The sequence below is a fragment of the Bradyrhizobium sp. USDA 4449 genome, assembly GCF_054056275.1.
In genome coordinates this window covers 445,865-465,647 of the sequence record NZ_JBSRYD010000001.1, presented here as the reverse complement: position 1 = coordinate 465,647, position 19,783 = coordinate 445,865, and the positions used below count along the sequence as shown (strand labels likewise).

The 19,783-nt window shown below is 64.6% G+C and carries 17 protein-coding genes and 2 pseudogenes; 11 read left to right on the top strand and 8 right to left on the bottom strand.

The window, feature by feature from the left end:
* Nucleotides 1–54: 54 nt before the first annotated feature.
* Together ACVIIW_RS02230 and ACVIIW_RS02225 are read left to right on the top strand one after the other, a co-directional pair.
* Nucleotides 55–1,118: pseudogene (locus tag ACVIIW_RS02230) on the top strand (ketopantoate reductase family protein).
* Nucleotides 1,119–2,119: 1,001 nt separating this feature from the next.
* Nucleotides 2,120–2,383, top strand: a pseudogene (locus ACVIIW_RS02225) (dienelactone hydrolase family protein); the annotation flags it as partial.
* A gap of 41 nt (nt 2,384–2,424) precedes the next feature.
* On the opposite strand, the gene ACVIIW_RS02220 reads toward ACVIIW_RS02225, so the two are convergent.
* The 3 genes from ACVIIW_RS02220 to ACVIIW_RS02210 all read right to left on the bottom strand — a co-directional run bounded on the left by ACVIIW_RS02220 (nt 2,425) and on the right by ACVIIW_RS02210 (nt 5,375).
* A complete protein-coding gene (locus ACVIIW_RS02220; protein WP_456699244.1) occupies nt 2,425–3,282 on the bottom strand; it encodes an SDR family oxidoreductase in 858 nt (285 codons plus the stop codon).
* A 126-nt stretch (nt 3,283–3,408) separates the two neighbouring features.
* Nucleotides 3,409–3,816 (bottom strand): nuclear transport factor 2 family protein, encoded by a 408-nt coding sequence (locus tag ACVIIW_RS02215; RefSeq protein WP_092239955.1) that lies wholly within the window; start codon nt 3,814–3,816, stop codon nt 3,409–3,411.
* Between the two features lie 89 nt (nt 3,817–3,905).
* Complete coding sequence (locus ACVIIW_RS02210) at nt 3,906–5,375, bottom strand: mannitol dehydrogenase family protein (RefSeq protein WP_456699243.1); 1,470 nt, start codon at nt 5,373–5,375, stop codon at nt 3,906–3,908.
* A gap of 132 nt (nt 5,376–5,507) precedes the next feature.
* Here ACVIIW_RS02210 and ACVIIW_RS02205 point away from each other — a divergent pair, with 132 nt between their 5' ends.
* The 3 genes from ACVIIW_RS02205 (at nt 5,508) to uxuA (ending at nt 8,632) form a co-directional block, all read left to right on the top strand.
* A complete protein-coding gene (locus ACVIIW_RS02205) occupies nt 5,508–6,317 on the top strand; it encodes a FadR/GntR family transcriptional regulator (RefSeq protein ID WP_456699242.1) in 810 nt (269 codons plus the stop codon).
* Between the two features lie 61 nt (nt 6,318–6,378).
* Nucleotides 6,379–7,428 carry an L-idonate 5-dehydrogenase gene (locus ACVIIW_RS02200; protein WP_456699241.1) on the top strand — a complete coding sequence of 350 codons (1,050 nt, stop codon included), beginning with the start codon at nt 6,379–6,381 and terminating at the stop codon, nt 7,426–7,428.
* A gap of 13 nt (nt 7,429–7,441) precedes the next feature.
* Nucleotides 7,442–8,632 carry a mannonate dehydratase gene (gene uxuA / locus ACVIIW_RS02195; RefSeq protein WP_456699240.1) on the top strand — a complete coding sequence of 397 codons (1,191 nt, stop codon included), beginning with the start codon at nt 7,442–7,444 and terminating at the stop codon, nt 8,630–8,632.
* A gap of 19 nt (nt 8,633–8,651) precedes the next feature.
* Here uxuA and ACVIIW_RS02190 read toward each other — a convergent pair whose 3' ends face one another.
* The gene (locus ACVIIW_RS02190; protein ID WP_456699239.1) at nt 8,652–9,590 is read right to left on the bottom strand and encodes a LysR family transcriptional regulator; all 939 of its coding nucleotides are present in this window, start codon (nt 9,588–9,590) and stop codon (nt 8,652–8,654) included.
* A gap of 211 nt (nt 9,591–9,801) precedes the next feature.
* Between ACVIIW_RS02190 and ACVIIW_RS02185 the strand changes: the two genes are divergently transcribed.
* The 6 genes from ACVIIW_RS02185 to ACVIIW_RS02160 all read left to right on the top strand — a co-directional run bounded on the left by ACVIIW_RS02185 (nt 9,802) and on the right by ACVIIW_RS02160 (nt 15,677).
* Nucleotides 9,802–10,881 (top strand): ABC transporter ATP-binding protein, encoded by a 1,080-nt coding sequence (locus ACVIIW_RS02185; protein ID WP_456699238.1) that lies wholly within the window; start codon nt 9,802–9,804, stop codon nt 10,879–10,881.
* Between the two features lie 33 nt (nt 10,882–10,914).
* A complete protein-coding gene (locus ACVIIW_RS02180; RefSeq protein ID WP_456699237.1) occupies nt 10,915–11,634 on the top strand; it encodes an HAD family hydrolase in 720 nt (239 codons plus the stop codon).
* 5 nt (nt 11,635–11,639) lie between these two features.
* Entirely contained in the window at nt 11,640–12,947 is a 1,308-nt protein-coding gene (locus tag ACVIIW_RS02175; RefSeq protein ID WP_456699236.1) for an NAD(P)/FAD-dependent oxidoreductase, read from the top strand.
* Nucleotides 12,948–12,968: 21 nt separating this feature from the next.
* The gene (locus ACVIIW_RS02170; protein ID WP_456699235.1) at nt 12,969–14,015 is read left to right on the top strand and encodes an ABC transporter substrate-binding protein; all 1,047 of its coding nucleotides are present in this window, start codon (nt 12,969–12,971) and stop codon (nt 14,013–14,015) included.
* Nucleotides 14,016–14,082: 67 nt separating this feature from the next.
* A complete protein-coding gene (locus ACVIIW_RS02165) occupies nt 14,083–14,895 on the top strand; it encodes an ABC transporter permease (protein ID WP_456705064.1) in 813 nt (270 codons plus the stop codon).
* Entirely contained in the window at nt 14,892–15,677 is a 786-nt protein-coding gene (locus ACVIIW_RS02160) for an ABC transporter permease (RefSeq protein WP_456699234.1), read from the top strand. The genes ACVIIW_RS02165 and ACVIIW_RS02160 overlap by 4 nt, the downstream gene beginning before the upstream one ends.
* 307 nt (nt 15,678–15,984) lie before the next feature.
* Here ACVIIW_RS02160 and ACVIIW_RS02155 read toward each other — a convergent pair whose 3' ends face one another.
* The 4 genes from ACVIIW_RS02155 to ACVIIW_RS02140 all read right to left on the bottom strand — a co-directional run bounded on the left by ACVIIW_RS02155 (nt 15,985) and on the right by ACVIIW_RS02140 (nt 19,663).
* Nucleotides 15,985–17,295, bottom strand: coding sequence for an MFS transporter (locus ACVIIW_RS02155; protein WP_456699233.1), 1,311 nt, complete (start codon nt 17,293–17,295; stop codon nt 15,985–15,987).
* A 310-nt stretch (nt 17,296–17,605) separates the two neighbouring features.
* On the bottom strand, nt 17,606–18,058 hold the full coding sequence (locus ACVIIW_RS02150; protein WP_456699232.1) for a universal stress protein: 453 nt from the start codon (nt 18,056–18,058) through the stop codon (nt 17,606–17,608).
* 74 nt (nt 18,059–18,132) lie between these two features.
* The gene (locus tag ACVIIW_RS02145) at nt 18,133–18,561 is read right to left on the bottom strand and encodes a universal stress protein (protein ID WP_456699231.1); all 429 of its coding nucleotides are present in this window, start codon (nt 18,559–18,561) and stop codon (nt 18,133–18,135) included.
* Between the two features lie 265 nt (nt 18,562–18,826).
* A complete protein-coding gene (locus ACVIIW_RS02140; RefSeq protein WP_456699230.1) occupies nt 18,827–19,663 on the bottom strand; it encodes a transporter substrate-binding domain-containing protein in 837 nt (278 codons plus the stop codon).
* Between the last annotated feature and the right edge of the window lie 120 nt (nt 19,664–19,783).

Genomic DNA, 19,783 nt, shown 5'->3' with positions numbered 1-19,783 from the left:
CTGCGGACGATGGCCGGGGCTGAAAAATTTCACGGATATCGAGGGGGGCCGAACATGGCGCGCAACATTCTGATTCTGGGGGCTTCTTACGGCTCCCTGCTGGGCACCAAGCTGCTGATGGCCGGGCATAACGTGACCTGGTCTGCCGCGCCAGGACCGCGGAGCTGATCAACCGCGACGGCACCGAGGTGCGCATCAAGCTGCGCGACGAGGCGGTGCACCGCGCGATCTTCTCGCGCGACCTGCCCGGCAAGCTCGACGCCGTGACCCCGCAGAATGTCGACCTGGCCCGCTACGACATGGTTGGCCTCGCGATGCAGGAGCCGCAATACACCAACCACACCGTCCGCATGCTGATGGTCAAGATCGCCGCGGCGAAGCTGCCGTGCCTGTCGATCATGAACATGCCGCCGCTGCCTTATCTCAAGCGCATCCCGGCGCTATCAGACATGGATCTCGATGAGGCCTACACCAATGCGCAGGTGTGGGAACGGTTCGAGCCCGGCCTGGTGACGTTGTGCTCGCCTGACCCGCAGGCCTTCCGTCCGCCGGAGGACGCGGCGAACGTGCTGCACGTCGGCCTGCCCACCAACTTCAAGGCCTCGGCCTTCGCCGACGAGACGCACAACAAGGTGCTGCGCGAGCTGGAGGCCGACATCGACGCGGTGACGCTCGACGGCAAGGACGTGCCGGTGAAGCTGAAGGTGTTCTCGTCACTGTTCGTGCCGCTGGCGAAATGGTCGATGCTGCTCACCGGCAATTATCGCTGCATCACGCCGAATGATCCCCAGTCGATCCGCGACGCCGTGCACGGCGATCTCGCACGCTCGCAGACGATCTACGACCATGTCGATGCCATCGCCCGCCGTCTCGGCGCCGATCCCGAAGACCAGGTGCCGTTCGCGAAATACGCCAAGGCTGCGGAAAGCCTGCTGAAGCCGTCGTCGGCGGCGCGCGCGGTTGCGAGCGGCGCACCGTTCATCGAGCGCGTCGACCTGCTGGTGAAGCTGATCTCGCATCAACTCGGCACGCCCAATGTCGAGATCGACCGTACCGTCGACATCGTCGACCAGAAGCTGAACGAGAAAATCGTGCAGGGCGGATCGGGCGCGCAGTAAAGCCTCCCCGACGGGCAAAACAGCGGCGCGGGCTGTCAAGCCGCGCCGGCGGAAATATTCCCCTTTACCGAAATTCGGAAATAGCGTATGTGTCGCCCATCCCGGGCTCATCCTTGAGGGGCGATCGTACGTCGTCACGAATTGCGGCCGGGGATGCGGTGGACGCGGCAGCGTCGGCACGAGAGGTGCGGGCAGGGCGGGTAGTCCCTGTGAGCCCGAAACCGCGTGCGGACGAACGGCGCTGTGATGTTCGTCTCGCCAACATTCTTGCGGCGCGTGTGCACACTGCCGCGAGACCCTGTGGCATCAGGCGAGCGCGCGTACGGCAAAACCGTGTGGTTCCGGCCGTCGTCGCTACGGTCAAGCCTGTCGCGGAGGTGCAAGGAGCCCAACCGGGTGAAGTGCATCGCCAATTCGCGGGGCGAGGGAGGCCAGAAGGAATTCGGCTCCCGGGAGAGCACGGCATAAGCCGTCAACCCATCGCGCAGGGAAGGCCGAGTGATCGGCACCACCTGTATGCTGCTGTGCGGTCTTTTCCTGCGCTACATCTCGCGCAGCGGACCGCGGGTGCGAGGTCGGCACCCGGTCTTCCCTGCACCCTCTTGGACGAAGAGGGTGGAGTGACCAAGCAAAGCTCGGGCGAAATGAGCCGCGAGAGCGCGTAAGCGTGTCTGAGATTCAAGATGCGAACTGGAGGAGCTTGCCGTGACGCCCCCATGGGACGCATTGCGTGCCATGCCTCGGCCCTCAGCGCGCCGGCGGCAGCTCGTGGTGAGTTGGCCGCGACATGCGTCGGGCTTCTCGCGATGAGCCTGATGCTGGAGTGGGCGCCGGCCAGGACTCGCAAGGTCTGACCGTGGCGAAAGCTCGCACCCTGGTGATTTGCGTTTCGCTGTCAATTATTGGCGAATGCGTCGCCTGAAGGATCAGGGCAAGACATTGGGCACTCATCAGGAAGGATCGACCATTGAGCATTGAAACCACCGTGACAGCCGACGTCGAGGGGTCCGCTGCAGCTCGCGCCCGAGATGAAGGCGCCGGTGCTTGGCCTCTATGGCGGCGCCGACACCGGCATTCCCGTGGCGCAGGTCGAGCAGCTCAAGGCGGCGCTCGAGCAGAACAAGAAAACGGCCGAATTCAAGATCTATCCGGACGCGCCCCACGGCTTCCATGCCGACTATCGCGGCAGCTACCGCAAGGACGCTGCGGAGGATGGCTGGAAGCAGGCGCAAGCCTGGTTCAGGAAATATGGCGTGTTGAGCTGATGCAGAATTCCAAAGGGCGGCCCATCGGCCGCCCTTTTGTCTCAGGGCGCAAGCTTTGCCTCGCCATCATGCCACAGTGCATCGAGGCCGTGCCGATAGGTCGGGTAGACGAGCGCGACACCAAGCTCGCGCTTCAATCTCGCATTGGAGACGCGGGCGCTGCTGGCATAGAAGCTGCGCGCCATCGCCGACATCTCCGCGGTTGCAAAGGCCTCTTCAGCGGGCGGCGCGACGCCCATGAGCTGCGCGGCATAGGTGATCACGTCCTGCGGCGGCGCGGGTTCGTCGTCGCAGACGTTCCAGGTGCCGCCGTCCTGATGCCGGATCGCGGCCATGATCGCGCTTGCGATGTCATCGACATGGATGCGGTTGAAGATTTGGCCGGGCTTGATGATGCGTCTCGCCGTCCCGCTGCGCAGCGTTACCAGCGCGTTGCGGCCGGGACCGTAGATGCCGGCAAGACGGAGGATCGCGACATCGCCGTGCGCCGTCGCCATCCAGGCCTGCTCCACTGCGACGCGCATCCGCGCGCGATCGAGGGAAGACTGCGGCGGCGTGCTCTCGTCGACCCAGCCGCCGGCGTGATCGCCGTAGACGCCGATGGTGGAGAGATAGACGATCTTGCGGCTGCTTGTCGCGAGCGCATCGCCGAGCACCGCGAGGGCGGGATCGCCGGTGCTGCCGGGCGGGATGGAGGTCAGAAGGACATCTGCCTCGCGGAGACGGTCGACCGTCGCATCAGCCGGACGGCTGCCGGAAAAACCGTGCAGCTCGATGCCGGCCAGGTCGTCTCGCTCGGCGGGATCGCGTACCGTGCCGGCGACATGCGAGAAGCTGCCGCCGAACCTGCGGACGAAATGCCGGGCGCTGTAGCCAAGGCCGAGGATGAAGAGCCGCATGCGTCTCCCGTGCAGGTCGGAGCTCCCGTCCGCGCTGTCAGCGCGTCGCTCGCTCGTCAGAGATTTTTGACAAAAGCTATTGCGATTCGGGCGATGCTCACTCCTGTCAGGAGTCTTCACCGCAGATCAGTGCACCCGGTGGCTCGCTCTATCGTCCTCGGCTTGCTCAACAATCTGCGCGATCGGGCTCGACTGGTGATGCACCAGCCTCCAGCCATCGCCGACACGGCGAAAGTGGTTGGCGGCGGCGAGCGCAGTGCCGTCGACGATCTCGATGCAGAGCACGCGGGCGCTGTCACCGTCGACGATCGCCTGCGGCTCGGCGCAGACGATCTGCGGGCGTTCCGGATTTTGCAGGATGTCGCGCCAGCTGCCGATCACGGTGGCGTGGCCGATGATCGCGGGCCAGCCGGGATGAATGCAGGAAATGGCGTCGTCATCCGCCCACATCTGCTTCATGCCGTCAAAATCGCCCGTCGAGAAGGCGGTGTAAAAAGCCGCGTTCGCGGCGATGACCTTGCTGTCCTTTGCCATGCCTCCCGCGTGAGCCAATGGCCGGCAAAAATCAAGCGCGACTTCTGTACGACTTTGAACGCAATGCAGCATTGCTGCCCACTTTGTGATCACGCCGGAACCAGCGTCTCCACCGCGTGCTGCGCACCTTGCGCATAAAGCCGGCCGAGCGCCGCGATCACGGCCTCGCGCAGCCGCGGCTCAGCCCCGAACGGCCCGAACACCTTTGTGACGCCCAGCAATGCCGGCGCGAGCCGTTCGGCCACCGGACCGGCCTCGCGCGCCAGGCCAGCAAGCTCGGCGGCGAGGGGATCGCGCACGTCGATGGCGCGGCCTTGCTCGTCCGTTGCGGTGACGTAGCGCATCCAGCCGGCCACCGCGAGTGCGTGGGTCGCGATCGGCAGATTCCTGGCGAGGCGATCCTGCATCGCGCCGAGCAGGCGCTGCGGCAGTTTTTGCGAGCCGTCCATCGCGATCTGCCAGGTGCGATGACGCAGCGCCGAATTGGCGAAGCGCTCGAGCAGCGAGGTGCGATAGGCGGCGAGATCGGTGCCGGCGGGCATCGTCAGCGTCACTGCGGCATCTTCCATCACCCGCGCAGCGAGGCGCGCGAAATGCGAATTCTGCATCGTATCGGCGATGGTCTCGTAACCGGCGAGATAGCCGAGATAGGCGAGCGCCGAATGGCTGGCATTGAGCAGCCGCAGCTTCATCACTTCGAACGGCTTGACGTCGGCGACGAGCGCGACGCCGGCGGCGGCGAGATCGGGCCGGCCTGCCGCAAAACGATCCTCGACCACCCATTGCGTGAATGGCTCGGTGATGACAGGCCAGGCGTCACGCATCCCGAGAGCCGCGGTGACCGCATCGCGGTCGGTCTCCTGCGTCTCCGGCACGATGCGGTCGACCATGGTGCAGGGGAAGGTGGCCGTATCGGCGATCCACTTGCCGAGATCCTTGGAGCGGAGCGCGGCGAATTGCGTCACGATCCGCTGCACGGTGTGGCCGTTCGCGGCGAGATTGTCGCAGCACAGCACCGTGAACGGTTGAACGCCCAGCGCCCGCCGGCGCGCCAGCGCCGCCACGATGAAGCCAGGCGCCGAGCGCGGCGCATCGAGATTGTTGAGGTCGTGCACGACGTCAGGATGCCGCTCGTCGAGATCGCCGGTCTGCGGCGTGTGGCAATAGCCCTTTTCGGTGACCGTGAGCGAGACGATGCGGATCGCGGGATCGGCCATCCGCCCGACCAGCGCGGCCGGCTTCTCGCGCGCGACCACGCTGTCGAGCAGCGCGCCGACGATGCGGTGCTCGGTGCCTTCGGCGGCACGCACGGCGACCGTATAGAGATGATCCTGCGGGGCGAGAGCATCCCGCGTATCGGGGCTGCGCAGGCTCGCGCCAACGATGCCCCAGGATGTCGTGCCCGCGGCAAGACAATCGTCGATGACGACGGCCTGATGCGCACGATGAAACGCTCCGAGGCCGAGATGCACGATGCCGGGGGTGACGCGCGAACGGTCATAGGCCGGGCGGCGGACGGCCGCCGGCAGCCGGTCGAGATTGGCGCGGTCCAACCGCATGGTCGTCTCTCCCTGTGTTTGGCCGCTGCTTGACATGGCGGCCCTCCTCGGTCAATGCTCCGGTCAATTGGTCAGACCAATTTCCAAAATTGGCGACCCGCCAACCGGTGGGACCTTTTCGGGGAGGCCAGCGTGCCGCTGGAAGCTGTGGAGGCGAGACGGCTCTATCGCCAGGTCGCCGATCAATTGCGAAGCCTGATCGACAGCGGCGAATACGCGGTCGGCAGCCGCTTGCCGACCGAGCGCGAGCTCGCCGAGCAGCTGAAGATCTCGCGGCCGACAGTGCGCGAAGCCCTGATCGCGCTCGAGGTCGAGGGTCGTGTCCGCATCCGCGTCGGATCCGGCATCTATGTCACGGATTCCGATGACGCTACCCCGGCGCCGTCCGCCGTCATCGAAGGCCCGTTCGAGCTGTTGCGCGCCCGCGAATTCCTCGAGAGCGCGATCGCCGGGCAGGCCGCACGCGTGGCGACGAAGGACGACATCGCACGCATCGACGCAGCGCTCGTCGCGATGGAAAACGTCGTGTACCCCGGTGAAGCGTCGATGGTCCACGACCGCGCCTTCCATGTCGCGATCGCCGGATGCGTCGGCAACGCCGTGTTGGTGCGCGTGGTCGGCGAGCTGTTCGACCAGCGTCTCAATCCCTATTTCGCGCAGCTTGCGCGCTATTTCGAAAATCCGACGACGTGGCGCGCGGCCCTCGACGAGCACCGGGCTGTGCGCGATGCCATAGCAGCGGGCCAGCCCAAAGCAGCGCGCGATGCCATGCGCGATCACCTCGCGCATTCGCAGGAGCGCTTTGCGCAGAATTTTGGTGCCGAAACATCAGCAGGAGTGCCGGCGGCGCGCAAGCGGGCGGCACGATCCGGGGCTGAGCCAACGAAGCCAAAACGACCGTCCGACGTGCAGGCCAAGAGCGGCAGCGCGCGGCGGCGATGAGATTAGACCGCTCGTCTCTACGGCGAGTGAACGAAGCTGCAGACGCAATAGGATTTTCCAAATGACCTCGACCTCGCTCGCCGCAACCCTGTTCGGTCCCGAAGATCTGCGCATGATCGAGCACCCGCTCGACAAGCTCGCGGATGGCATGGTGCGCATAAAGTTCGGTGCCGGTGGCATCTGTGGCTCGGACATGCATTACTTCCGCCACGCCCGGACAGGCGATTTCGTGGTGAAGTCGCCGCTGGTGCTCGGTCACGAGATCTCGGGCGAGGTCGTCGAGATCGCCGGTTCGGCGGCCAATTTGAAGGTCGGCGACCGCGTCGCTGTCAACCCGTCGCGCTGGTGCGGCCATTGCGGCGCCTGCCGTGACGGCCGGCAAAATCTCTGCGAAAACATCTACTTCATGGGCTCTGCATCGAAGACGCCGCACATGCAGGGTGGCTTTGCCAATTACTTTGACGCGGTCCCGGCGCAGTGCGTGAGGATTCCGGATCATGTCCCTTATCAGGCCGCAGCCTTGGCCGAACCGCTGGCAGTATGCCTGCACGCGGTCGCGCGCGCCGGCAACATCCAGGGCAAGCGCGGCATCATCTTTGGTGCCGGGCCGATCGGGCTTCTGACCATGCTCGCCGCGCACCGTGCGGGCATGTCCGATATCACGGTGGCCGACATCGCGCCGGCTCCGCTGGCGTTCGCAACCCGGCTCGGCGCTTCCCGCGTAGAGAACGTCTCGGGCGGCGACGAAGGTCTGAAGGCCGAGGCCGCGTCGCGTCCGTATGACGTTGCGTTCGAGGTCTCAGGTACGGCGGCGGGTCTCGCCAGCGCGATCGGCATTGTCAGGCGCGGCGGCGTCGTGGTGCAGATCGGCAATCTGCCGGGCGGCCAGATTCTTACGCCGTCGAATGCGGTGATGGCAAAGGAGATCGACCTGCGCGGCTCGTTCCGCTTCGGGCTCGAATTCATGACGGCGGTGGAACTGATCGGGTTCGGCAGCGTCGATGTGCTGTCGCTGGTCACCGCCGAGCGACCGCTCGCGACGGCACCGGACGCGCTGCGTCTGGCGCTCGATCGCTCGCAGAGCGTCAAGGTCGTGCTGACCGCCAATTGATTGGAGAGAGCCAATGATGCGCGAAGGCTGGCGCTGGTATGGGCCCGACGATCCGGTCTCGCTCGACGACGTGAGGCAGGCAGGGGCGAGCGATATCGTCTCGGCGCTGCATCAGGTGCCGATTGGCGAGGCCTGGACACGAAAGGCGGTCGAGGAGCGCAAGAACTTCATCGAGAACGGCCAGCCCGGCCGCTCGCAACTGACCTGGTCGGTGGTGGAATCGATTCCGATCCCCGATGACGTCAAGCGGCTCGGCGGGAAGGCGACGAGGTCGATCGATGCTTGGATCGCGAGCCTGGAGGCGGTGGCCGCGTCAGGCATCAAGATCGTCTGCTACAATTTCATGCCTGTGGTCGACTGGTGCCGCACGGATCTCGAATGGGAGCTGCCGAACGGCGCTCGCGCCCTGCGTTTCGACCAGGAGCGGTTTGCGGCGTTCGAGCTGCATATCCTGAAGCGCCCGGCCGCCGTGCAGGACTATTCGCCCGCGCAGCAGGCGCGTGCCAAAAAGCTGTTCGACCGGATGAGCCAGGCCGATATCGACTATCTCATCATGGCCATTGCCAGCGCATTGCCGGGCTCGACCACCGAGCCGATGACCATTCCCGAATTCCGCGACAAGCTGGACGCCTATCGCGACATCACGCCAAGAATCCTGCGGCAGCATCTCGCCGAATTCCTGGCGCGCGTGGCGCCGGTGGCCGAGCAGCTCGGCGTCTCGCTGACGCTGCACCCGGACGATCCGCCGCGTCCGCTGTTCGGCCTGCCGCGCATCGCTTCCACGGCTGAGGACTACCAGGCGCTGTTCGACGCCGTGCCGTCAAAAGCCAACGGCATCTGCCTGTGCACGGGCTCGCTCGGCGTGCGCGCCGAGAACGATCTGCCTGCCATGGCGGAACGCTTCGGCCCCCGTATCGCCTTCGCGCATCTGCGCGCAACCAAGCGCGAGGCGGATGGACTGTCGTTCCATGAGTCCGATCATCTCGACGGCGACGTCGATATGGTCGCGGTATTGAAGGCGCTGTTGAAGGAGAACGCGCGGCGGTCAGCGGATAAAGAAATTGTATTTCGCCCCGATCATGGCCATCGCATGCTCGACGATCTCGTCGCCACCAAGCGCACCAATCCCGGCTACACCGCAATCGGCCGGCTCCGCGGCCTCGCCGAACTGCGAGGCGCGATCCGGGCGATCGAGCATAGCTAGAGCGCGAAGCTCTATTGTCTCAATAACACGCCGCCATCGCGCCGAGCTTCGGATAGAGCCTGTCGATCGCGGCGATCTCGCTTCGCATCTGATCGGTGATCCAGTCGCGGATCGCGGCGGCGATCGGGCGCATCGGGCGGTTGCGCGGTGGCAGGAATTCGCAGACGCGGCGGGTGGTGGTGAGCCGGTCGGAGGCCGGCACCAGCGCGCCGGTGAGCAGCCAATGCGAGGCGACCGTCAGCCAGCCGAGTGCGATGCCCTGGCCGAGCAGCGCGGCCTGCACCACGACGGCATAGTCGGTGAAGCTCAGCGCCTTGGCCGCGCCGCGGCGGCCGGTGAGCAGCGACGCGTAATCCGCGGCCCAGTCGCCAGGCGTCTCGGCGAGGCGAATGATCGTGTTGCCCTCCGCAGGGTCGGTCTCGCCGAGATATCCAGGGCTGCACATCGGCAGCATTACTTCCTTCATCACCAGCGTGCCGCCGGACGATGGCTCCTCGCGATCGCGAAAGCGCATGCCGAGATCGACGTTCTCCACCGGCCCGCGCAGCGCGCCTGAAATGAGCTGGAAGCGCAGGTCGACCTGCGGAAATTGCTTCTGGAGCTTGTCGATGCGCGGCATCAACCAGTGCGTGGTGAAGGCGGAGGAGACCGACAGCGTCACCGTCTCCGTGCCCTTGCGGCGCCGCTCGATCTCGACAAGGCCGGTTTCGATGCTGCGAAAGCCTTCGAGCACGCGGCGATAGAGCAGTTCGCCTTCCTCGGTGAGCACCGCGCGGCCAGCCTTGCGGTCGAACAGGCGGACGCCGAGATGCTCCTCGAATTGTCCGAGCATGCGGCTCACCGCAGGCTGCGTCACGTTCAATTCGGCGGCTGCAGCCGTGAAGCTGCCATTGCGCGCCGCTGCGTCGAAGACGAACAGGGCGTTGCTGGAGGGCAGCATGCGGCGAAGCTCAGGCATAACTTCATGTTATGATGCTCGTGAGAATTTGGCAATTGCCGGATTTTGCCAACTCTGGTGTCATTGACCCGACAGCCTGAAGGCAGGCTTTGCGAGCGAATGTTTGGTGCAGCGCACGCCGCGCCAGCGGGTGCTGCAAAACCCTGTCTATAATGCAAGCTTATGGCGCGCCGCGAGGCACGCCATTGCCAGGGATGGACGAGGTCGATCGTTGGACAAACGAGCGGAAAGCGTCGAGGTCAGATCCGCGAGCAAGGCGTACGGCCCCGTTCGCGCACTCCATGACGTGTCCCTCAACGTCGGCGCCGGCGAATTCGTCTCGCTGCTCGGCCCCTCCGGCTCCGGCAAGACCACGCTGCTCGGCATTCTGGGCGGCTTCATCCTGCCGACATCAGGCACCATCCTGTTCGGTGGCAGCGACGTCACCTACATGCCGCCGCACAAGCGCGACATCGGCGTCGTCTTCCAGAACTATGCGCTGTTTCCGCATATGAGCGTGGGCGAGAACGTCGCCTTTCCGTTGCGCGCGCGTCGCCTGCCGAAGGCGAGCTGGCCCGACAAGGTGCGTGCGGCGCTGTCGATGGTGGGGCTTGCCGGTTACGAGGAGCGGGGCATCGCGCAGCTCTCCGGCGGCCAGCGTCAGCGCGTGGCGCTCGCGCGCGCCATGATCTTCGAGCCACAGCTCATCCTGATGGACGAGCCGCTCTCCGCGCTGGACAAGCAGCTGCGCGAATCAATGCAGATCGAGCTGCGCGCGCTGCACAGGCGGATCGGGGCGACCATCATCTATGTCACCCATGACCAGCGCGAGGCGCTGACCATGAGCGACCGCGTCGCCGTCATGAAGGACGGCCGCCTGATCCAGATCGACGCGCCTGCGCGCCTGCACGACCATCCCGCCGATTCCTTCGTCGCAAGCTTCATCGGTGAGGCGACGATGCTACCGGTTCGCCGCGTCGATGCCTCGAGCGTCGCGCTCGGAAACGCACTGCTGCGCAGTGCTCGCGCCATTCCCGACGGCGACGCGCTGATGCTCGCCGTGCACAGCGAGAAGCTGCTCATCGACGACGGCGCTCAGGATGCCGCCTGCAATCGGCTGACCGGCACGGTCACCGACATCGTCTATCAGGGCGAAAGCCTGCGCATCTTCCTCGCGCTTGCCGACGGCATCGCGCTCAGCCTGCGCCAGCCGAGCTACCATCAGGCCTACAGCCGCATTCCGCCGCTCGGCGGCAGCCTCACCGTCACCCTTCACCCTGAAGACACCATCGTCGTGCCCCGGGTGGACTGAATCCAAGCCCCGTCCAGCCTGAGAGAAAACCACATGTCGACCCAAGCAGCGTTCAGCAATTTCAAGGTCCTCACCTTCGACGTCGTCGGCACCTTGATCGATTTCGAGACCGGCGTGCTCGAAGCCGTGCGCAAGATCGGAGGCAAGAAAGCGGCCGAGTTCACCGACGAGCAGATCTTCGAACCCTACAAGCGCGGCCGCGACAAGCATTACGAGCGCTCGAGCGAAGTGATGTTCCACGTCTATCGTCATCTCGCGACCGAGCTCGGACTTCCGGCTGATGATGCGTCCTGTGACGTGTTCCAGCTCTCGGTGCTGCGCTGGGGGCCATTCGCAGATTCGGTCGAGGCGCTCAAGCGCCTGCGCACGAAATTCCGGTTGGTGGCGATGACAAACGCCGATCGCGTCGCACTCTCCTGCTACGCGCACGCGCTCGGCAATCCCTTCGACGATACCGTCTGCGCAGACGACACCGGGGTCGCCAAACCCAATCCGGAGTTCTTTGCCTATAACAAAGGCCGCCAGTCCGCGTTCGGCTACAAGCAGTCCGACATCTTGCACGTCGCGCAGAGCCAATACCACGACATCGGCATCGCGCGAAAACTCGGCTACAAGGTGTGCTGGATCGAGCGTCGCCAGGGCGTCGCCGGCTTCGGCGGCACGCCGGCCGTCGAAACATTGACAAAACCGGACTTCCACTTCCCGACGCTGAAAGCGCTGGCCGACGCCGCGGTTGGCCCCGCACAAGGATGAGCAGCATGACACGGGATTGGCGCGCGCTGCCATCGGCCAACTCGCTGTGGGAAGCCACGGCGGAGCCGGCGCGCGATCTTGCCGTGCTGTCGGGAGAGCAACAGGCGGATGTGGTGATCATCGGTGCGGGCTATACCGGCCTCTCCGCTGCCCACCACATCGCCAAGAGCGGGCTCGCGCCCATCGTGCTCGAAGCCAATCGTCCCGGCTGGGGCGCCAGCGGGCGCAATGGCGGCGTGATCACCGCAAAATTTCGCCTGTCGTTCCGCGAGATCGACGCCGTGCACGGCCGCGCCATGGCCAAGCGCATGTACGAGATCGCGCATGAGTCGACCGACATGGTCGAGGAGCTGGTTTCGGAATTCGGCATCACCAGCGCGAACCTGACGCGCACCGGCCAGGTCAGGGCCGCGCACAACGAAACGACCCTGAAAGCTGCGATTGACGAAGCCAACTGGATGACGCGCGAGATGGGATCTGCCGAGGTCCGCATCCTCGATAAGCGTGGCGTGCGCGACGAGACAGGCTCCGATAACTTCGTCGGCGGCGTGCTCAATCCCGGTTCGGGCGGTATCCATCCGCTGAACTATCTGCGCGGCCTCGCCGACGGCGTCGCACGCCGCGGCGTTCCGATCTTCCAGGAATCGCCTGTGACCAAACTCCGGCGGGACAAGGACGGCATCATCGCCGAGACGCCGCAAGGCGCGGTACGCGCCAGGCAGGCGATCATCGCCACCAACAGCTATTCCGATCTGACCGGCGCGACCGCGAAGATGCAGCGCACGCTGATTCCGTTCCGCAGCGCTCTCATTGCGACCGAAAAGCTGCCGCGCAATCTCGCCGGCAAGCTGATGCCGACGGGGCGGACCTACACCGAGACCAAGCGCATGATGCGCTGGTTCCGCATGGTTGATAACAGGGTCGTTTTTGGCGGCCGCGGCGCCTTCGGCAAGCAGGACTCGCAATCAGCCTTCGACGCGCTACGCAGGGCGATGGTCGGCATTTTCCCGGATCTTGCCGACGTCACGCTTGCCTACAAATGGTCGGGCCTCGTTGCGATGACGCTGGACTCGGTGCCGCATATCGGTCGGCTCGACGACCGCACGCTGGTCTCGATGGGCTACAACGGCGCCGGAGTTGCGATGTCGAGTCTGATGGGCCGGTATCTCGCCGCATACGTCCGCGGCGAGAGCCCCGACATGGGACTGCTCGACGTCAGCCGCATGAAGGCCATTCCGTTCTATCCGCTGCGCGAGCCCGCGGTGCGCATGGTCGCCGGCTGGTATCAATTTCTCGATGCGATCGGTCGGTGAGATCATTTGGAGGAGGCGAGCATGATGACGAAGCAGAATTTGGGATTGGGTATTGTGCTGCTAGCGGCCGTGGGGTTGACCAATACGGCTGATGCCGCCGAGCAGATCACCTTCGTCTCGCAGGGCGGCGCCTATCAGCAGGCGCAGACGGTGGCGATTCTCGATCCTTCGGCCAAGAAGCTCGGCATCACCATCAATCAGGATTCCATTCCGGACGCCTGGCCCGCGATCAAGACGCAGGTCGGCAGCGGCAAGCCGATCTGGGATGTCGTCGACACCCCTACCGGCTATTGCCTGCGCGGCGGCGAGCAGGGGCTCATCGAGAAGCTGGACTTCTCCAAAATCCCGAACGCGGCGGCCATGCCCGAGGCCTATCGCAGTCCCTATTCAGTGTCCTACGAATTCTATTCCAGTGTTCTCGCCTACAGCCAGAAGGCCTTCCCGAAGGACGCGCCGAACAGTTGGGCCGATTTCTGGGACGTCAAGAAATTCCCCGGCCGCCGGGCGCTGCGCAACCATCCGATCGCAACGCTTGAGGCAGCGCTGATGGCCGACGGCGTCGCGCCTGACAAGCTCTACCCGCTCGATGTCGATCGCGCGTTCAAGAAGCTGGAAGAAATCAAACCGAACGTTACGGTCTGGTGGACCTCAGGCGCGCAGTCGGCGCAGCTGCTCAACGACGGCGAGGTCGACATGGAAATGGCCTGGAACGGCCGCGTCAGCGCGGTCGCCAAGGAGGGCGCAAAAGTCACCTTCACCTACAACCAGGGCATTTTGCAGAGCACCTCGCTCTGCATTCTCAAGGGCGCGCCGAACCTCGACACAGCCATAAAGTTCCTCAACGAGGCGGTCGATCCAGTGCACCAAGCCAATCTGCCGCTCAATATCGATTATGGCCCGGGCAATCCCAAGGCGTTCGAGACCAGCGTGATCAAGCCCGAGCGCGCCGCGCAATTGCCGAGCGAACCCGCGAACGCTGCCAAGCAGGCGCTGATGTCCTACGCCTGGTGGTCCTCGCCCGCAGGCGAGGCCGCCGAGAAGCGCTGGGCGTCGTTCATGCAGAAGTGAGCGAGCCGCGTTGACGATGTCAGTGCCAGATTCATCACAAGAGCATCAGCGCCGCGAGCACGGCCTGATGCTGGCGCTGGTCTCGCCGGCACTGCTGGTGATCCTTGCTTTGATCGTGCTGCCGGTCGGCTGGCTGGCTTGGCAGTCGATCTACCATGACGGCTTTACGCTGGAGAATTATCGCCGCCTCTTTACCGAGGACATCTACTGGCGCAGCTTCGCGCTAACTTTCGAGATCAGCCTCGCGGTCACAGCGATCGCGCTGTTGCTCGGCTATCCCGTCGCCTACCTCGCCAATTCGGTGCCGAAGGGGTGGAGCATCCTGATCCTGTCGCTGGTTGTCCTGCCATTCTGGACGTCAGTGCTGGTGCGCGCCTATGCCTGGCTGGCGCTGCTCCAGCGCACCGGGGTGATCAATCAATTCCTGCGCTATCTCGACGTGATCTCCGAGCCGCTGGCACTGGTCCACAACACCTTCGGTACGGTGGTCGCGACCGTGCACATCCTGCTGCCGTTCATGGTGCTGCCGCTCTACGCCACCATGCAGAAGATCCCCGGCGATCTCATGCAGGCCGGCACCAGCCTCGGGGCAAGCCCGTCGCTGACCTTCTTCCGCGTCTTCCTGCCGCTGTCGCTGCCGGGTGTGCTGGCCGGCTGCACCATGGTGTTCGTGCTCTGTCTGGGCTTCTACATCACGCCGGAGCTGCTTGGCGGCGGCCGCACCGTGATGGTATCGATGCTGGTGAGCCGCAATGTCGAACTCTACAACCAGTTCGGCGCGGCGAGCGCGGTCGCGGTGGTGCTGCTGCTCAGCGTGCTCGCGATCTTTTTCGTCGTCAGCCGCTTCATCTCGCTCGATCGCGTGTTGGGGCAGAAATGATGCGACTGTCGCCCGCGCGTATCGCCCTCTATGCGATCAGCACGCTGGTGCTGGTCTATCTGATCCTTCCCGTGCTGATCATCGCACCGATCTCGTTCTCCAGCGCGCGCTTCCTGACCTTCCCGCCGCCGTCCTTCTCGCTGCGCTGGTATCAACAATATCTGGCCAATCCCGCCTGGATGCAGGCGACGCAGGTGACGTTGACGGTCGCTTTCCTCACCGTTCTGATTGCAACGCCATGCGGCGTCGCCGCCGCCTATGCCATCAGCCAGTCGAAGCTGCGCATCATGCGCGTCATCCATATGGCGCTGCTGCTGCCGCTCGTGGTGCCCATCATCATCACCGCGGTCGGCATCTTCTTCGTCTATGCCAAGGTCGGCCTGGTGGCGACCCTGCCGGGCTTGGTACTGGCGAATGTGATGCTGGGATTGCCTTATGTCGTCATCTCGGTGCTGGCGGGCTTGCAGAGCTTCGACCCGGCGCAGGAGATGGTAGCGCGTAGCCTCGGCATGAACCGGCTGCGCAGCTTCTTTGCGGTGACGCTACCGCAGATCAAGTCGAGCGTGATGGCCGGCGGCATCTTCGCCTTCATCTCCGCAATGGACGAGACCATCGTCGCGCTGTTTATTTCCGGCGGCCAGTATCAGCCGCTGACCAAGCGCATGTTCACCGCGCTCCGCGACGAGATCGACCCTACCATTGCCGCGATCTCGACGCTGATGACCGCTGCGTCCTTCATGCTGGTGCTGCTGGCGAGCGCGCGACGGAAGCAGAGTGGGTGAGGGGCTTGATGTCGACCCGGCCTGGTGCGCAATTCGCGCGGGGCCGCGACCCATACTCTGCTTCACAGGTTGTTGCGCCGATCCGCGCCAGATGAGATCAGGCCCCGCGTCCGCGCGGCCGGCTTCGGAGCTGGCGATGATTGCTGCACTGGCAAGAGCAAAATCCGCGCGACGGGAACCAATGTCGACATCGAACCCCCTGTAGATCGTCGTGATCTTCTCGGGCGCGGGCCTGCTGGCCTCCTTCGTGGCCGCGATGATCCACGGACAGGCTCTCAACGCGCTCTGTTCCGAGCGCCGCGATCCGTCATGCCACCGGGTCCCTCGCACGATCCGCACGCGTCCGGTTCTCCGGCGCCAGTGCTGGCGCGGGTCTGACCGGCTCGTTCTCGCGAGGTGCGGAGGCGTCGCCCGAGCCGGGCTTGACCGCAGCCGGGCCGGTGTCGCGATAGGCGACGATCCAGATCAGAAAGCCCAGAAGCGCGAGTCCGGCGCCGACGGGGCCGGTGGAGGTCCAGCCCAGCCCCTGGCGAATGGCGAGGCCGCCGAGGAACGGGCCGAGCGCATTGGCGGTGTTGAATGCCGAATGGTTGAGCGCGGCCGCGAGCGCCTGTGCGTGCCCCGCGACATCCATCAGGCGCGTTTGCAGGATGGCACCGAGTGCGACGCTGGCGCCGATGGCGAAAATATCGATCGCCAGCAGCCAGGGATTGCCGGCGACGAGCGGAAACACCAGCAGCGCCACGGCCGCAAACAGCAGGATGCCTCCCGCCGTCGGCATCAGCGCGCGATCGGCGAAGCGCGGCACGAACAGATTGCCGAGCGTGGCGCCGACGCCGAAGATCGCGAGGAAGAACGGGATGACGTCGGTGCTGACCTTGGTGACCTCGATCAACGTCGTCGCCAGGTAGGTATAGACGGCGAACATGCCGCCGAAGCCGATGGCGCTGATCGCGAGCGTGATCCAGACGCGGCGGCTTTTGAGCGCGCCGAGTTCGCGCAGCGGATCCGACCGGCCGGCCTGGTCGCGCGGCGCAAACAGCGCGCACAGGAGCATCGTGAGCAAGGCCAGTCCCGACACGAGACCGAAACTCGCGCGCCAGCCGGCCATCTGACCGATCAGATTGGCCATCGGCACGCCGATGATGGTGGCGACGGTCAGGCCCAGCATCACCTGGCCGACTGCCTGCGAGCGGCGATGTTGCGGAACGAGCGAGGCCGCGACCAGCGCAGCGATACCGAAATAGGCGCCGTGGGGCAGGCCTGACAGGAAACGGGCCGCGATCATCGCGCCAAAGCCCGGCGCCAGCGCGGTGAGGGCGTTGCCGAGCGCGAAAATGGCCATCAGCGCCAGTAGCTGCGTGCGTCGTGCGAACCGTGCGCCGATCACGGCAATCAGCGGCGCGCCCAGCACCACGCCGAGCGCGTAAGCGCTGATCGCGTGTCCGGCCGTCGGCTCGTCGATATGAAGGTCGGCCGCGAAGAACGGCAGCAGGCTCATCGATGCGAATTCGGTGGTTCCGATCGCAAAGCCGCCCATCGCGAGCGAGAACAGGACGATGGCGAGATGAGGGGGCGTTGAATTGCGCGGCGAGGTCGCGTGAGGCGAGGTCGTCATGTGTCCTGCTTAGGTGACGGCAACGGGAACCAGCCCAGCAAACGTCGCCATCCCTGCAGTCTTTGTCCCACCTACTTAAACGCGTCAGGATTCGCGTCAACACCGCAGGCCCACGTAAAGCGGTCCGCATATCAGCGTCCCGGTTTGCTCAGGGCATCCGCGTCAATCTGTCTCGTGACATCCACTCAAGAACGTCTCCAGCCGCTTGTTGCACGGCTGGAGAGGTCCAAGACACAAATGACCGATCAGAACTGCACCTCGCCGGGAACGTCGATATGGTGCCGCTCAATGAAGGCCTGCGCTATCGCGGTCAGTGTACGACCAACACCGGCACGCTTCCGTCGGCCAGGACCTCCGATGTTTGACTTCCCAGGAATAGCTTCTTGAGCCCCCGGCGCCCATGAGAGCCCATAACGATCAAGTCGCAGCCTCCTGACTTTGCTGTTTCGATAATCGCGGTGGCCGGGTGCGCATTCGGAACGTGCAGGAGTTCCGCGGTTATCCCGGCTTGCTCTGCCATGGCTCGTGCTTCGTCGAGGACTTTGCGCGCACGCTCCCTGGAGGCCGCATCGAAGCTGTCGATTTCCTGCTGCGACGGGATCCATCCCGGGGCGTGTCCGCTCCCGTAGTCGATTGGCAGTGACTCCGTCACGGCAATGACGGTCGCTTTGGCCTTCAAGGCCTTTGCCAAGGCAATCCCATGCCTGATGCCGTTTCTTGCGACGTCCGATCCGTCCGTGCTGAGGAGAATCCGGGTGTACATTTGGCGGCCTCCTTTCTCGACAACCCGTCGCCATCTCCCGGTGCGGTTGTTTGACCTTAACAGGCGCCTCCCGTTCAAGGACAGACCAGGACGGGGGTCTTTGCGTGTGTAAGCACCTTGTTCGTCACGCTCCCGATGAGAAGCGCGGTAAGTCCGCTGTGCCCATGCGACGACATGACGATGAGATCGCAGCCCTTCTCCGCGGCGGCTGCGATGATGGCCTGATGGGGTTGCCCGCTCTCCGCTTGAATCGTCTCGCAGGAAACACCGGCCGTCCTGGCCGCCTTTGCCGCGCCATTCAATATGCTGGCGGCCTGTTCCTTGCGCAACTCGGCATATGTTGCGACCGCTTCGAGGAACCGGCCTGAGACTTCGGAAAACGCTTCCACAACGAAGATGAAGGATACGGTGGCCCCGAGGGATTTCGCCAGCGCCAATCCGTGCGCAACCCCACGCTCCGCTAGCTTAGACCCATCTGTCGGAATGAGAATGTGCCGGTACATGCTCTACCTCCCGATTGTCCGGACGTATCGCTGCCTTGCAAGGACAGGTTAGCTCGCGTTCCGACTGCAGTCTTGAGATAAGTCAACCTGTTGGTTCATCCTATCGTGATCCGGATGTCCGCAATTGGCACAGGGTGTCTCTGCAAGCGAGAGCCGCTGTGCGGAGAGACCCCTCACCCGGCGCGTCGTGCCGACCTATCCCGCAAGCAAGCGGGAGAGGCCAGGTGCCCGTAGCTGGTCGATTCAGCTGCTTCAGACCGCCGGTCTAGAACTGCACTTCGCTCGGGATGTCCTCGGCGCTGAGGCCGACGGTTTCATAGGCCTTCAGCAGCCATTCGCGGGTCTGGCCGAGCGAACGGTTGTAGTCGGCCCAGGCGCTGAGGAAATCCTTGTAGCGGCGATCGGATTCGGCACGGATGCCGAGGTTGGTCGGCAGGGTCAGCAGCGGCCGCGGGATCGCGAGATCGCCAAGCGTCGGATTCTTCTTCAGCGTGAAGACCGACAGCACCGCCAGCGAGACGTTGCAGTCGGCGCGGCCGGTCGACACCGCGAGGATCGCCTCGTCGCGCGTCTTGAAGCCGAGGATGGTTGCCTTCGGGCAATAGTGGCGCGCGATGGTCTCGTGGGTCGAGCCGATGTCGACGGCGATCTTGACCTCGGGCTTGTTGAGCTCGGCCCAGCTCTGCGGCTTGGCAAAGCCCTTCTTTGTGATGACGGTGAAGGAGTGCACCAGGATCGGCGTCGAGAAGTCGATCACCAGCGCGCGCTCTGGCGTCGGGTTCACGGCAAAGGCGAGATCGATCTTGTCGGCCTGAAGATCCAGGATCTGGTTGCCCCAGGTCGATTCCAGCGTCTCGACCTTGGCCCCTAACTTGCCGGCGATGTCGTTCGCCATGTCGATACACGCGCCTGACCATTGATTGGTCGCGAGGTCCTTGTGGAAATAGGGATCCTGGCCGGCGATCACAGCGATCCGCAGCACACCGCTCTTCTTGATGCGATCGAGCGTTGAGGCCGGCGCGGTGTCGGCCCGGGCCGAGGCGGTCGCGGCCATTGCGGCGCCTGCCAGCGCGACGGTGGTGAGTGCGTCCCTACGGTTCATGGTCAGTGCTCCCTGGGAATGATCAGCAGCTCCGGCTGGGCACTATTTCTGTATTCAGGGCATAATGCAATATGGTATTACAGCCTTGCCGGGAGTTGTGCGATGAAGCAGGTTAGAGCC

Coding starts and splice junctions, on each gene's coding strand:
- ACVIIW_RS02220 (WP_456699244.1), bottom strand. CDS start 3,282: ATGCGGCTCTTCATCCTCGGCCTTGGCTACAGCGCCCGGCATTTCGTC.
- ACVIIW_RS02215 (WP_092239955.1), bottom strand. CDS start 3,816: ATGGCAAAGGACAGCAAGGTCATCGCCGCGAACGCGGCTTTTTACACC.
- ACVIIW_RS02210 (WP_456699243.1), bottom strand. CDS start 5,375: ATGCGGTTGGACCGCGCCAATCTCGACCGGCTGCCGGCGGCCGTCCGC.
- ACVIIW_RS02200 (WP_456699241.1), top strand. CDS start 6,379: ATGACCTCGACCTCGCTCGCCGCAACCCTGTTCGGTCCCGAAGATCTG.
- uxuA (WP_456699240.1), top strand. CDS start 7,442: ATGATGCGCGAAGGCTGGCGCTGGTATGGGCCCGACGATCCGGTCTCG.
- ACVIIW_RS02190 (WP_456699239.1), bottom strand. CDS start 9,590: ATGCCTGAGCTTCGCCGCATGCTGCCCTCCAGCAACGCCCTGTTCGTC.
- ACVIIW_RS02180 (WP_456699237.1), top strand. CDS start 10,915: ATGTCGACCCAAGCAGCGTTCAGCAATTTCAAGGTCCTCACCTTCGAC.
- ACVIIW_RS02175 (WP_456699236.1), top strand. CDS start 11,640: ATGACACGGGATTGGCGCGCGCTGCCATCGGCCAACTCGCTGTGGGAA.
- ACVIIW_RS02170 (WP_456699235.1), top strand. CDS start 12,969: ATGATGACGAAGCAGAATTTGGGATTGGGTATTGTGCTGCTAGCGGCC.
- ACVIIW_RS02165 (WP_456705064.1), top strand. CDS start 14,083: ATGCTGGCGCTGGTCTCGCCGGCACTGCTGGTGATCCTTGCTTTGATC.
- ACVIIW_RS02160 (WP_456699234.1), top strand. CDS start 14,892: ATGATGCGACTGTCGCCCGCGCGTATCGCCCTCTATGCGATCAGCACG.
- ACVIIW_RS02155 (WP_456699233.1), bottom strand. CDS start 17,295: ATGACGACCTCGCCTCACGCGACCTCGCCGCGCAATTCAACGCCCCCT.
- ACVIIW_RS02150 (WP_456699232.1), bottom strand. CDS start 18,058: ATGTACACCCGGATTCTCCTCAGCACGGACGGATCGGACGTCGCAAGA.
- ACVIIW_RS02145 (WP_456699231.1), bottom strand. CDS start 18,561: ATGTACCGGCACATTCTCATTCCGACAGATGGGTCTAAGCTAGCGGAG.
- ACVIIW_RS02140 (WP_456699230.1), bottom strand. CDS start 19,663: ATGAACCGTAGGGACGCACTCACCACCGTCGCGCTGGCAGGCGCCGCA.